Below are 12,486 nucleotides of genomic sequence, written 5' to 3'. Positions count from 1 at the left end.
CCTATGGCCTCCTGATCGACCAGATCGGCGAGGTGCTGCGCCTGCCCGAGGACGGTAAGGAAGAAAACCCCGTCAACCTCGACCCCCGCATGGCCAAGCTCGCCGGCGGCGTCCACCGCCTCGACGGACAGCTCATGGTCGTCCTCGACGTCGACCGCGTCCTCGAGCTCGCGCCCGAGATGATGGCGGCCTGATACGGCGGCATTGCCGCCGAGGGACTTGCGATTGGAAGTGCCCCCGCAAAGGGGGGAAGGAAGCAGAGGTTCACATGCGAACTTGTCTCGTCGTTGATGATTCCAGCGTCATCCGAAAGGTTGCGCGCCGGATCCTGGAGGGGCTCGACTTCCAAATCCTCGAAGCCGAGGACGGTGAGAAGGCGCTGGAGGCCTGCAAGCGCGGCCTGCCGGACGCGGTGCTGCTCGACTGGAACATGCCGGTCATGGATGGCTACGAGTTCCTCGGCCATCTCAGGCGCATGCCCGGCGGCGACCAGCCCAAGGTGGTGTTCTGCACCACCGAGAACGACGTCGCGCATATCGCGCGCGCTCTGCACGCCGGCGCCAACGAATACATCATGAAGCCGTTCGACAAGGACATCGTGACGGCGAAATTTCAGGAAGTCGGCCTGATCTGAGCGATCTCCCGGAGGCTGAACGGATCCTTCGGCGCTTGTTTTCAACTGAACCGTTTCAGTCTGAGTTGGTGTGTAATGAGTGTTGCGTTCGCAGGTAATTCGACCACGGGCACGTCGCGTGAAACCGGGCCGCTGCGGGTGATGATCGTCGACGACTCGGTCGTCATCCGCGGTCTGATCTCGCGCTGGATTGGTGCCGAGCACGACATGGAGGTCGCGGCCTCGCTGCGCACCGGGCTCGAGGCGGTCAACCAGCTCGACCGCATCAATCCCGATGTTGCCGTGCTCGACATCGAAATGCCCGAGCTCGATGGCCTCTCGGCGCTGCCGCAACTGCTCGCCAAGAAGCGCGATCTCGTCATCATCATGGCTTCCACCCTGACCCGCCGCAACGCGGAGATCAGCTTCAAGGCGTTGTCGCTCGGCGCAGCCGACTACATTCCCAAGCCGGAATCGACGCGTGAGGCGTCGGCCGCGGACATTTTCCATCACGACCTGATCCAGAAGATCCGCCATCTCGGCGCGCGGCTGCGTCGCAAGTCTGCGGTTGCGAGTCCGCCGCTGGCGCCGGCGAGCCCGGCTCCCGTCGCGCGCAGTCCTGTCGCGCGGCCTGCCGTGCCTGCGCCCGCTCCGGCCCCCTCGTCAGGCTCGGTGTCAACGCGTCCGTTCTCGACCCAGGCGCCCAAGGTGCTGTTGATCGGCTCCTCGACCGGCGGTCCTCAGGCGCTGATGTCGCTCGTCACCGAGCTCGGCGCCGTGATCGATCGCTTCCCGGTGCTGATCACCCAGCACATGCCGCCGACCTTCACCACCATCCTGGCCGAGCATCTGGCGCGCTCGAGCCGCCGGCCGGCGGCCGAGGCGGTCGACGGCGAGCCGGTCAAGCCGGGACGGATCTACCTCGCACCGGGCGGCAAGCACATGCGCGTCACGCGCAGCGGCGCCGATCCTGTGATCGCGCTCGACGACGGCCCCGCCGTCAATTTCTGCAAGCCTGCGGTCGATCCGCTCTTCACCTCCGCCATCGACGTCTGGCATGGCAACATCCTCTCGGTGATCCTGACCGGCATGGGCTCGGACGGCATGCGCGGCGGCAAGGACATCGTCGCGGCCGGCGGCAGCGTGATTGCGCAGGACGAAGCCTCCAGCGTGGTCTGGGGCATGCCCGGCGCGGCGGCCAATGCCGGCATCTGCGCGGCGATCCTGCCGCTCAACCAGATCGGCGCCAAGGTCAACCGCCTGTTCGCTGGAGACCGCTCGTGACGCCCGCAGATTACGACTATCTGCGCAAGTTCCTGAAAGAGCGCTCCGGTCTCGATCTCTCCGCCGACAAGCAATATCTGGTCGAGAGCCGGCTGCTGTCGCTCGCCCGCAAGGCAAGCGTTCCCGGCATCCCCGACCTCGTCCTGAAGATCAGGAACGGCGACAGCCGGCTTGCGACCGACGTGGTCGAAGCGATGACCACCAACGAGACGTTCTTCTACCGCGACAAGATTCCGTTCGATCACCTGCGCGACACCATCCTGCCGGGCCTGATCCAGGCGCGCGCGGCGCGCAAGTCGCTTCGCATCTGGTCGGCGGCCGCCTCGACCGGGCAGGAGCCCTATTCGATCGCGATGTGCGTGAAGGAGATGGGCGCGGCGCTCGCGGGGTGGCGCATCGAGATCGTCGCCACCGATCTGTCGCAGGAGGTGCTGGAGAAATCCAAGGCGGGCCTCTACAGCCAGTTCGAGGTGCAGCGCGGCCTGCCGATCCAGCATCTGGTGAAATACTTCACGCAGACCGGCGAGCTCTGGCAGCTCAACGCAGACATTCGCGCCATGGTGCAGTTCCGCCAGCTCAATCTGCTGCAGGACTTCTCCCATCTCGGCACGTTCGACGTGATCTTCTGCCGCAACGTGCTGATCTATTTCGACCAGGACACCAAGGCGGTGATTTTCGAGCGCATGGCGAAGGCCATGGAAGCCGACGGCACGCTGCTGCTGGGCGCTGCCGAATCCGTCGTCGGCATCACCGATGCATTCCGCCCGATCGCCGATCGCCGCGGCCTCTATCAGCTCAACCCCGCGCGCTCCGGCCGTCCGATGGGCGGATTGATGCCGCAGCCGCTGAAGGTCGCCGCGGCGAGATGAGTTCTCTTTGTCATTCCGGGGCCGCGCATAAGCGCGGAGCCCGGAATCCATAACCACAGGCCATCGAAATAGGCAGGCGGTTAGACCAGGGCCATTTCATCCGACTGTGGTTATGGATTCCGGGCTCGCGACTTTGTCGCGCCCCGGAATGACAAAATCACAAAATCGCATGCGGCAAGAACCGCGAGCGGTTGCCCGTGATCGGGCTCTCGTCCTCGCGGATCGATATCCCGCAGGGCTCGTGGTTCACCAGCCAGCTTCCGATCACCGGATAGCAGCCCGAAAAGTTCGGTAGCGGTGCCAGCGCCTGACGTACGAAACCTTCGGCGCCGTACGGCCCCGTCTGCTCGTCGAGCGGCATGCCGCCGGAGACCAGCGTGACATTGGCGCCTTCGCGCGACAGCAGCGGCTTGCGCACATAGGACGTGCCGAGCTCGGCGGCGCGCGGATCGTCCTCGAAGAAGGCCGGCAGCAGATTGGGATGGTTCGGAAACATCTCCCAGAGCAGCGGCAAGATGCCCTTGTTGGAGAGCACCGCCTTCCACGGCGGCTCGATCCAGCGCGTTGGCGCATCCTTCAGCTTTGCGCCGAAGGCGTCCTGGAACATCCATTCCCAGGGATAGAGCTTGAAGGCGAGCGCGATGTCGTTCTCGCCGAGATCGACGAAGCCGCCGGCCTCGTCGCGCCAGCCGACCTGCTCGATGTCGAGCAGCGTCGTCGAGAGTCCGGCCTGGCGCGCGGTGTCTTCGAGATAAGCGAGCGTGCCGGCGTCCTCTTCGTTGCCGGTGATCCCTGTGAGATGGACGTGACGGCTCCCAGCGATCTCCTTCCATGCCGCGATCAGCCGCTCGTGGATGGAGTTGAATTGGTCGGCACGCGAGGGGATGACACGGCGTTCGATCGCCTCTTCGAGCCAGGTCCATTGGAACACCGCGGCCTCGAAGATCGAGGTCGGCGTGTCCGCGTTGTATTCGAGCAGCTTTGCCGGCGACTTGCCGTCGAACCTCAGATCGAGCCGGCCGTAGAGGCTGCGGTCGTCGCGCTTCCAGCTCTCGACGATCAGGCCCCAGAACGCTTCCGGAATCTTCAGCCGTCGCAAGGAACGCTCGTCGCCGATGACGCGGCCGGCGAGTTCCAGGCACATCGCGTCGATCTCGCCGGTCGGCGCCTCGATGCCTCGCTCGATCTCCTCCAGCGTAAAGCCATAATAGGCGCGCTCGTCCCAATAGCGCTCGCCGTCGATGGTGTGGAAGACGAAGCCGCATCGTGCGGCGGTCTCCCGCCAGTCGTCGCGCTCGAGGCAGGTGATGCGCTGCATGGATCAGCCGCCGCCCGAGAAGCCGTGGCCGAACGAGCCGAAGCCGCCGCGGCTCACGCTGCTATGGCTGACATTGGACGACGTTCCCGACGAGGAATGGCTGGAGGAATCGCCGCTGAACAAGCTCGATCGCGACGACCAGCGCGAACTGCTGCCGCCCGACGAACTGCTGCTGCTCGTGCAGGTCGTGGTCGTCTGCCCCGGCACGGCGCCGGGCGTGGGCTCGCAGTTCTGCCGCGGCATCAAGGTATAGGCCGTGGTGCCGACGGCGATCGTGCCCATCACCAGCAGCGCGACGTGGCCGGAGCGCTTCACCGGCGGTCGCGGCGGCTCGGCGACTGGCCGGCGCTTGCCGAACTCCTTCTTGGCGGGTTTGTCGGCCATGTCAGTAGATCATGCTGGCGGCGTTCAGCAGGCCCGCGGCGAGCGAGGACAGGCCGAGCCAGATCGCCGGGGCAAGCTCGCCGTCATCGATGCGCCTCGACAAGTCCGGCACCGGAACCTTGACGAGATAGAACACGATGACCTGCACGATCAGCGCGATCGTCGCCCAGATCAGGCAGTCCAGCACGTTGGCCGAATGCGCGATGGCGCTGACCAGCGGCGCCACGAAGCCGAGCAGGCTGAGCCCAAGCGCGATCGCCGCGGCCGGCTGGTTGTCGCGAATGAGCTGGAATTCGTTATGCGCCGTGATGCGGGTGTAGACGAACAGATAGGCCACGATCACGATCAGCCCGGTGCAGAAATAGACCAGGAAGGCGGGCAGGCCGGCGAGTGATTGCAGGATCATCGTTCCCCCATCGTGCAGCGACCATTCGTCGGCAGGGGAAGGCTAGGGGTTCAAACGTTAAGCTTCCAATGAAGCGTCCCCCCAAAAACGAAAACCCCGCCATTTGCGGCGGGGTCCAGGCTGGGAGGAGCGAGCCTGACTGGGCTCGCGACGTAACCCAGGGATCAGGCGGGGATGCGCTCGTCGGCCTCGTGCGGCTCGCGCAGCACGTAGCCGCGGCCCCAGACGGTCTCGATGAAGTTGCGGCCCTCGGAGGCGTTGGCGAGCTTCTTGCGGAGCTTGCAAATGAAGACGTCGATGATCTTCAGTTCGGGCTCGTCCATGCCGCCATAGAGGTGGTTGAGGAACATTTCCTTGGTGAGGGTCGTGCCTTTGCGGAGCGAGAGCAGTTCCAGCATCTGATATTCCTTGCCGGTCAGATGCACGCGCTGGCCGCCGACTTCCACCGTCTTGGTGTCGAGGTTGACGACGAGGTCGCCGGTCTGGATGACCGACTGAGCATGGCCCTTGGAGCGGCGCACGATGGCGTGGATGCGGGCCACCAGCTCGTCCTTGTGGAAGGGCTTGGTCATGTAGTCGTCGGCGCCGACGCCGAGACCCTTGACCTTGTCCTCGATGCCGGCGAGGCCGGAGAGGATCAGAATCGGTGTCTTGATCTTGGAGACCCGGAGCTGCTTGAGCACATCGTAGCCGGACATGTCGGGCAGGTTGAGGTCGAGGAGAATAATGTCGTAATCGTATAGTTTACCGAGATCGACGCCTTCTTCCCCCAAATCGGTCGTGTAGACGTTGAAGCTCTCCGACTTCAGCATCAGCTCGATCGACTGCGCGACGGCGCTGTCATCTTCAATCAGCAAAACGCGCATGCCAGTTCCCCATAGTCGCCGCTCCTGGGCGTCAGGTCGGCCGCATTCGCGGCACTCAACAAAACGCCTTTGAACAACTGATTCGGATCCTGACAACAGATGGTTAACAAAGTCTGATTCTGGAACGCAAGTCCCCCCGGTGCAATTTTTGTCGAATCGCCCTAAGGTCTTGCGTACGAAGCAGCTTTCGTTACCCGATTCCGTTCAAGCTCCACTTTAAGAGACGGGCCTAACCGACTCCCGCGACTCAGCCTTCTTCTGAAGGGGAGGCACGCTCAGTCTCAAAGACAGTGACGCAATGATTAATGATGCGGGTAAACACGAAGTTAAGCGCCGTTCAGAAATATGGCGAAACTTAAGGTTTTCACCGTGATGTCCCGGGATCACCGAAGGCGACCATCTCATGAGGACCCTCATATGAAGGTGCGCTGCTGATGAAGGCCCCCCGATGAAGGCGCTGGCCGAACAGATCGGCGACATCGACGGCATCAACATCTATGGCCGCGTGGTCGGCGTTCGCGGTCTGATGGTCGAGGTGGCCGGCCCTATCCACGCGATGTCGGTCGGCGCGCGGCTGGTGATCGAGACCGGCGCCAACCGCACCATTCCGTGCGAGGTGATCGGCTTCTCCGGCAACAATGCCGTGGTGATGCCGTTCGCCGGCCTCGAGGGCGTGCGCCGCGGCTGCAAGGCGGTCATCGCCAATGCCGCCAACCAGGTGAGGCCGTCCGCGGCCTGGCTGGGACGCGTCGTCAATGCGCTGGGCGAGCCGATCGACGGCAAGGGGCCGCTGCCGCAGGGCTCTTCGCCGATGCCGTTCCGCAATACGCCGCCGCCCGCCCATTCGCGCAAGCGCGTCGGCAGCCCGCTCGACCTCGGCGTGCGCGCCATGAACACCTTCCTCACCTGCTGCCGCGGTCAGCGCATGGGCATCTTCGCAGGCTCCGGCGTCGGCAAGTCGGTGCTGCTGTCGATGCTGGCGCGCAACGTCGATGCCGATGTCAGTGTCATCGGGCTGATCGGCGAACGCGGCCGCGAGGTGCAGGAATTCCTGCAGGACGATCTCGGCGAGGAGGGCCTTGCGCGCTCAGTCGTGGTGGTCGCGACCTCCGACGAGCCGGCCCTGATGCGCCGCCAGGCGGCCTACCTCACGCTCGCGGTCGCCGAATATTTTCGCGACGAGGACAAGGACGTGCTCTGCCTGATGGACTCGGTGACGCGCTTTGCGATGGCCCAGCGCGAGATCGGCCTGTCTGCCGGCGAGCCGCCGACGGCCAAGGGTTACACGCCGACCGTCTTCACCGAGTTGCCGAAGCTGCTGGAGCGTGCCGGGCCGGGATTGGGCGAGGGCGCCATCACCGCGATCTTCACGGTGCTGGTCGACGGCGACGACCATAACGAGCCGATCGCCGATGCCGTCCGCGGCATCCTCGACGGCCACATCGTGATGCAGCGCTCGATCGCCGAGCGCGGCCGCTATCCCGCGATCAACATTCTCAAATCCGTCTCGCGCACGATGCCGAAATCGGCCGATCCGCAGTTCTGGCCGGTGATCCAGCGGGCGCGCCAGGTGATGGCGACCTATGCCGACATGGAGGAATTGATCCGTCTCGGCGCCTACCGCGCCGGCTCCAGTCCCGAGGTCGACGAGGCCATCCGCCTCAACGAGCCGCTGGAAGCCTTCCTGCGCCAGCGCAAGGACGAAAAGGCATCGCTCGCGGAGGGCTATCGCCAATTGGCGCAAATCCTCGGCAATTTGGAAACGGAACGCTAACTTTGTCCGGTCATCATCCGATCCCACAGAGTAGCAGAGCCGGTCTGGGCCCCCTTCGGGCCCGTGGGGTGACCGGTATCGTCCCACGTGCAGCGGGGGGACTTCTGGGGAGTACGAGTCGATGAAGTCACGAGATACCCTCATCCGCCTGAAGAAGTTTCAGGTCGACGAGAAGCGCCGCCGGGTCACCCAGATCGAGACCATGATCGCCGACTTCCAGCGCATGTCGGTCGATCTCGAACGCGAGATCCAGACCGAGCAGGAGCGCGCCGGGATCAACGATCCCTCGCACTTCGCCTACCCGACCTACGCCAAAGCCGCGATCCAGCGCCGCGAGAACCTGACCCGCTCGGCCGACGAACTCAAGGGCCAGCTCGAGGAAGCCAAGGCCGCACTGGCCGAGGCCTTCGAGGAGCTGAAAAAGGTCGAGCTGCTCGACGAGCGCGACCAGGCCCGCGAGCGTGCCGAGGAGAACGCCCGCGAGCAGGCCGACCTCGACAGCATCGGCCTGATGCGTGCCCGCATCGGCGCCGTCGCCTGAGCCGCTAGCGCCAACCATCCAGAAATTCCAAAACCCGGACCCACAAGGTCCGGGTTTTCGCATGTGCTGTCCACAGTGTGGCGCCGCGCCCCTTGGTGGTCGGCTTGGCCGCGCGCTATGGTGGTGCGGTGCCGGGGTCTACGCGGAACGCGACGGCCCGCGTGTTGGGGGGCTGAATGCTGACGCCAGCGGAGCTGGTCGGGTTGATTGAGGCGGTGGCGAAGGGCGATCAGGCCGCGTTCGAGCGCCTCTACGCCGCCACGCGCGCGAAACTCTATGGCGTCGTGCTCCGTATCTTGCGCAGGCAGGATCTCACGGAGGAGGTCATTCAGGAGACTTACGTCAAGATCTGGAACAGCGCCGGCCAGTTCAATCCGGCCCTGTCCTCGCCGATCACGTGGATGGCCTCGATCGCGCGCAACCGCGCGATCGACGTCGTCCGCAAGAAGTCGGAAGCCTCCATCGAGGAAGAGCCTCAGGCGATGGAGGTCGCGGCCGAAAGTCCCGATCCACTGGCCCGCCGCGAGATGACCGAGGAGCTGAAGCGGCTCCTGGAATGCATCGGCCGGCTCGAGCCGGACCGTCAGAGGCTCGTGCTGCTCGCCTATTACAACGGCTGGAGCCGCGAGCAATTGGCGGAGAAGTTTTCAGCGCCGGTCAACACGGTGAAGACGTGGCTGCGGCGCAGCATGCTGGATATCCGGGAGTGCCTCGGACTGTGATCGCTTGGATGATGAGGGTGGTTCTGGACTGCAATTGATGGCCTACACGGAGGACCATATCGCGCTCGCCGCGGAGTATGCGCTCGGGACGCTCGGCGCCGACGAGCGCGCGCAGGTCGAGACCATGATGGCGGTGGACCCGGCGTTCGCCGAGATCGTGCAGGCGTGGGCCTATCGGCTCGGCGTGCTCAACCAGATGGTCGGCTCGGTCGAGCCGCGTCCGATCGTGTGGGAGAACATCAGGGCGGAGATCGCGCGCACGATCGCCGCGCAGGAGCCGCCTGCGCCTGCCGAAGCTTCGCCGCCACCACAGCCGCCTGTGCCCGAGACGCCCTCGCTGGCAGCTGCGGAATCTCCGCCCGAGAGCTCGCAGTCGGCTGAGGTGCAGCAGCCCGAAGCCGCCGCGCCTGAGGCGCCGCGTCCCGAGTTTGATGCTGTTCCGGACATCGCGCCGCAATTCATCCCGCAAGTCCATGCGCCGGATGCCAACCTCGTCCGTGCGGCCCAAGCGCCGGTGGTCGACGACAGCAATGTGATTCGTCTCGAGAGCCGGGTGAAGCGCTGGCGCACCATCGCTTCCGCCATTGGCGCGCTCGCGGCCGCGCTGCTCGTAACGCTGTCGCTGCAGATCTTGCTGCCCGACGCGCTGCCGGGCGCTTTGCGTCCCCCGCCGCGCATCCAGACGGTCGAGGTGAAGACGCCGGCCGCGCCGCTCGCCGCCTCCGCGCAATATGTCGCGCTGCTGCAGGGCCAGGGCGGCGGCCCCGCCTTCATCCTCACCATCGACGGCGCGACGCGGAATTTCACGGTGCGAAAGGTCGGCGCGACGCCGGAGCCCGGCAAGAGCTTCGAGCTCTGGCTGATCTCGGACAAGCTGCCGCGCCCGCGCTCGCTCGGCGTGATCGGTGCCGGCGATTTCACCGCGCGTCCACTACTCGCCTCCTACGATGCCGAGGTCGTCAATAGCGCGACCTTCGCCGTCACCATCGAGCAGGCGGGCGGCTCGCCGAACGGCCAGCCGACCTCCGCCCCGGTGTTTTCCGGCAAGCTGATCGAGACCGTGCCGCCGGCCCAACCGCAGGCGCCCGCGCAAAAATAGGTGCCACGGCGACTGTCGCCACGGTCCATCCCGCTGTCGCAGCCCGACAAGTGCTCCCGAATCCGCCCTCGATTTGAACCTCGCCTCGGTCCACGGCGTCAAATTCCCGGAATTTGAACGCGATTGATGCCGGAAAGGGCGAGAAAATCAGATGGATGCAGCGAGAACGCCGGGCATCTTCCTTCACCAATATGCAGGCCTGCCGCACGGTCCGGCCTTCGAGCATTGGCGCGAGCGGGCCGTCGGTCGCTGCGGCCTCGATATCGGGCCGAGCCATGGCGACAGCATCGATTGCCGGCTGCAGATCAGCGTCGTCGACAACATCACGCTCGCCATTCCGGAAGGCGCCTCGGCGCAATATTCCCGCACGCAGAGCCACCTTGCCGACGGCAGCGACGATCTCGTCCTGATCGCGGCCCACGCAGGGCTCGTCCGCGTCGGGCAAAACGGCCACACCGTCGAGCTCACGCCCGCCCAGATGGTGCTCGTCGACATGAGCGTGACCGGGACCGTCGGCCACACCGAGGCAGACCGCTTCACCAGCATTCGCATGCCGCGCCGTGCGCTGCTCGACATCAATCCACGCGCCGAGGACAAGCTCTCGCAGGTGCTCGTCGACGGCGCAGTCGCCGAGACCATCTTCCGCTACCACGCGCTCGCCGCCAATCACGCGCCGCATCTCGATGCGGTCGGCCAGCGCCTGACCGCGCAGCACATGGTCGATCTCGTCGGTCTCCTGCTCGGCACCGATGCCGAGCACGCAAGCCGCGCACGCGGTCGCGGGCAGGCGGCGGCGCGCCTCGATCTCATGCGCGCCGACGTGATGGCCGCACTCGGCCGCAACGATCTCTGCCTCGCCGAAGTTGCGACGCGCTCGGGCTTGAGCCCGCGCCAGGCCCAGCGCCTGTTCGAGCAGGCCGGCACGACCTTCACCGAATTCGTGCTGGAGCAGCGCCTGCTCCACGCGCGCAAGCTGCTCGGCGATCCCCGCGCCAGGATGCGCAAGATCAGCGACATCGCGCATTCCTCCGGCTTCTCCGATCTGTCCTACTTCAACCGCGCCTTCCGCAAGCGCTTCGGCACGACGCCGTCGGAGCTGCGCGAGGCGTAAATCGCGATTTTGTGCAGCGGCGCGGACGCCGCCGCATTTGGTCGCCGCCTGCTGTTGAGCTAGTCTGTTTCTGCGGGCTGACCGCGGGTGTCTGGAAAGCGCAGTAGGCGGAGATGGCGCGTATCGTCGTGCTCGGCGCCGGGTTTGCGGGGTTGTGGGCGGCCATCGGCGCCGCGCGCAAGCGCGAGGAGATCGGTGCGAGCGATCGCGACATCGAGATCCGTCTCGTCGACCGCAATCCCTATCACAATATCCGCGTGCGCAATTACGAGGCCGATCTCGCCGAGGTCGCGCTTCCGCTTCCGCAATTGCTCGATCCGATCGGCGTCAGCCACGGCCTTGGCGAGGTCGAGGTGATCGATCCGGCCCGGCGCGAAATCTCGCTCGTCACCAGCGCCGGCAAGGAGACGCTGCACTATGACCGCCTCGTGCTGGCGCTCGGCAGCGCGGTGATGCGCCCCGATATTCCCGGCCTGGCCGCACACGCCTTCGACGTCGACACCTATGCCGCGGCGCTCCGCCTTGAAGATCATCTGGTTTCGCTCGGACGCAGCGCGCCGTCTCCGGGCCATTCAACGGTGGTCGTGGTCGGCGCCGGCTTCACCGGCATCGAAGTCGCAGCTGAGATGCCGGACCGGTTGGCGCGCGCAGGGATCACCGGCAGCCGCCGCATCATCCTGGTCGATCCCAATCCGAGCGTCGGCGCCAGCATCGGCGCGAACGCGCGCCCGGTGATCGAGACGGCCCTGGCTTCGCTCGACATCGAGACGCGGCTCGGCGTGCGTGTCGCCGCGATCGAGGCCGCGGGCATGCGCCTGAGCTCGGGCGAATTCATTCCGTCGCAGACGGTGATCTGGTGCGCGGGCATGCGGGCAAGCCCTTTGGCGGCGAGCTTTCCGGGCGGGCGCGATTCCCTCGGGCGCCTCCTCGTCGATCCCTTCATGCGTGTGGCCGATGTCGGCGGCGTGTTCGCGGCCGGCGACGTCGCCTCGAGCGTGATCGACGGGCTGCATCCGACATTGATGTCCTGTCAGTTCGCCCGTCCCATGGGCCGCTTCGCCGGCCACAACGTGGTCGCCGATCTCGTCGGCCTGCCCATGCTGCCGCTGCGGATCGACTGGTACGTCACCGTGCTCGACCTCGGCGGCTGGGGCGCGCTCTATACCGAAGGATGGAATCGCGAGGTCCGTGCCACCGGCGCGGCCGCGAAGGCGACCAAACAGACCATCAACCGCAAGCGCATCTATCCGCCGCTCTCGGGACGCAAGGACGAGCTGTTCGCTGCCGCCGCCCCGACCGTGCAGGCGCCGCCGCCGACGTATGGGGGAAGGTAGTTGGCAGGCAGGGCCGTGCCGCTTGCTCCGTCATTGCGAGCGCAGCGAAGCAATCCAGAGTCTTTCCGCGGAGGCAGTCTGGATTGCTTCGCTGCGCTCGCAATGACGAGATACCAGAAATGGGAAAGCGCCCGTGGGGGGCGGGCGCTTTCTGTAGTCGACTTG

The 12,486-nt window shown here is 65.7% G+C and carries 14 protein-coding genes; 10 read left to right on the top strand and 4 right to left on the bottom strand.

Going from position 1 to position 12,486, the window contains the following annotated elements:
* From I6F24_RS21755 to I6F24_RS21740, 4 genes are all read left to right on the top strand, one after another.
* On the top strand, positions 1-194 hold a 194-nt coding region (locus tag I6F24_RS21755), incomplete at its 5' end, for a chemotaxis protein CheW (protein ID WP_198399847.1).
* Positions 195-268: 74 nt separating this feature from the next.
* Entirely contained in the window at positions 269-634 is a 366-nt protein-coding gene (locus tag I6F24_RS21750) for a response regulator (RefSeq protein ID WP_007600538.1), read from the top strand.
* A gap of 75 nt (positions 635-709) precedes the next feature.
* Complete coding sequence (locus I6F24_RS21745; RefSeq protein WP_225147789.1) at positions 710-1,897, top strand: chemotaxis response regulator protein-glutamate methylesterase; 1,188 nt, start codon at positions 710-712, stop codon at positions 1,895-1,897.
* Complete coding sequence (locus tag I6F24_RS21740; RefSeq protein ID WP_225151675.1) at positions 1,894-2,766, top strand: protein-glutamate O-methyltransferase CheR; 873 nt, start codon at positions 1,894-1,896, stop codon at positions 2,764-2,766. The genes I6F24_RS21745 and I6F24_RS21740 overlap by 4 nt, the downstream gene beginning before the upstream one ends.
* 157 nt (positions 2,767-2,923) lie before the next feature.
* On the opposite strand, the gene I6F24_RS21735 is transcribed toward I6F24_RS21740, so the two are convergent.
* The 4 genes from I6F24_RS21735 to I6F24_RS21720 form a co-directional block, all read right to left on the bottom strand.
* Positions 2,924-4,084 (bottom strand): glutathionylspermidine synthase family protein, encoded by a 1,161-nt coding sequence (locus tag I6F24_RS21735; RefSeq protein WP_225147787.1) that lies wholly within the window; start codon positions 4,082-4,084, stop codon positions 2,924-2,926.
* Positions 4,085-4,087: 3 nt separating this feature from the next.
* Positions 4,088-4,468, bottom strand: a complete 381-nt coding sequence (locus I6F24_RS21730; protein WP_074448088.1) for a hypothetical protein — start codon at positions 4,466-4,468, stop codon at positions 4,088-4,090.
* Between the two features lies 1 nt (position 4,469).
* The gene (locus tag I6F24_RS21725; protein WP_036011880.1) at positions 4,470-4,874 is read right to left on the bottom strand and encodes a DUF350 domain-containing protein; all 405 of its coding nucleotides are present in this window, start codon (positions 4,872-4,874) and stop codon (positions 4,470-4,472) included.
* Positions 4,875-5,038: 164 nt separating this feature from the next.
* Positions 5,039-5,740, bottom strand: coding sequence for a response regulator transcription factor (locus tag I6F24_RS21720; protein WP_016848562.1), 702 nt, complete (start codon positions 5,738-5,740; stop codon positions 5,039-5,041).
* 448 nt (positions 5,741-6,188) lie between these two features.
* Between I6F24_RS21720 and fliI the strand changes: the two genes are divergently transcribed.
* The 6 genes from fliI (at position 6,189) to I6F24_RS21690 (ending at position 12,321) form a co-directional block, all read left to right on the top strand.
* A complete protein-coding gene (gene fliI, locus I6F24_RS21715; protein WP_036011877.1) occupies positions 6,189-7,514 on the top strand; it encodes a flagellar protein export ATPase FliI in 1,326 nt (441 codons plus the stop codon).
* Positions 7,515-7,635: 121 nt separating this feature from the next.
* Positions 7,636-8,055, top strand: coding sequence for a flagellar export protein FliJ (fliJ, locus tag I6F24_RS21710; protein ID WP_025032035.1), 420 nt, complete (start codon positions 7,636-7,638; stop codon positions 8,053-8,055).
* Between the two features lie 176 nt (positions 8,056-8,231).
* Positions 8,232-8,777 carry a sigma-70 family RNA polymerase sigma factor gene (locus I6F24_RS21705; RefSeq protein ID WP_225151673.1) on the top strand — a complete coding sequence of 182 codons (546 nt, stop codon included), beginning with the start codon at positions 8,232-8,234 and terminating at the stop codon, positions 8,775-8,777.
* A 37-nt stretch (positions 8,778-8,814) separates the two neighbouring features.
* Positions 8,815-9,876 (top strand): anti-sigma factor, encoded by a 1,062-nt coding sequence (locus tag I6F24_RS21700; protein WP_225151670.1) that lies wholly within the window; start codon positions 8,815-8,817, stop codon positions 9,874-9,876.
* A 151-nt stretch (positions 9,877-10,027) separates the two neighbouring features.
* Positions 10,028-10,987 (top strand): AraC family transcriptional regulator, encoded by a 960-nt coding sequence (locus I6F24_RS21695; protein WP_225115054.1) that lies wholly within the window; start codon positions 10,028-10,030, stop codon positions 10,985-10,987.
* A 113-nt stretch (positions 10,988-11,100) separates the two neighbouring features.
* Positions 11,101-12,321: an FAD-dependent oxidoreductase gene (locus I6F24_RS21690; RefSeq protein WP_225151669.1), complete on the top strand. Its 1,221-nt coding sequence runs from the start codon at positions 11,101-11,103 to the stop codon at positions 12,319-12,321.
* The last annotated feature ends 165 nt before the right edge of the window (positions 12,322-12,486 follow it).

Source organism: Bradyrhizobium sp. BRP23, assembly GCF_020194135.1.
Taxonomy (GTDB): Bacteria; Pseudomonadota; Alphaproteobacteria; order Rhizobiales; family Xanthobacteraceae; genus Bradyrhizobium; species Bradyrhizobium yuanmingense.
The sequence above is the reverse complement of the archived record's forward strand: the minus strand, read 5'-3'. Positions and strand labels throughout refer to the sequence as shown.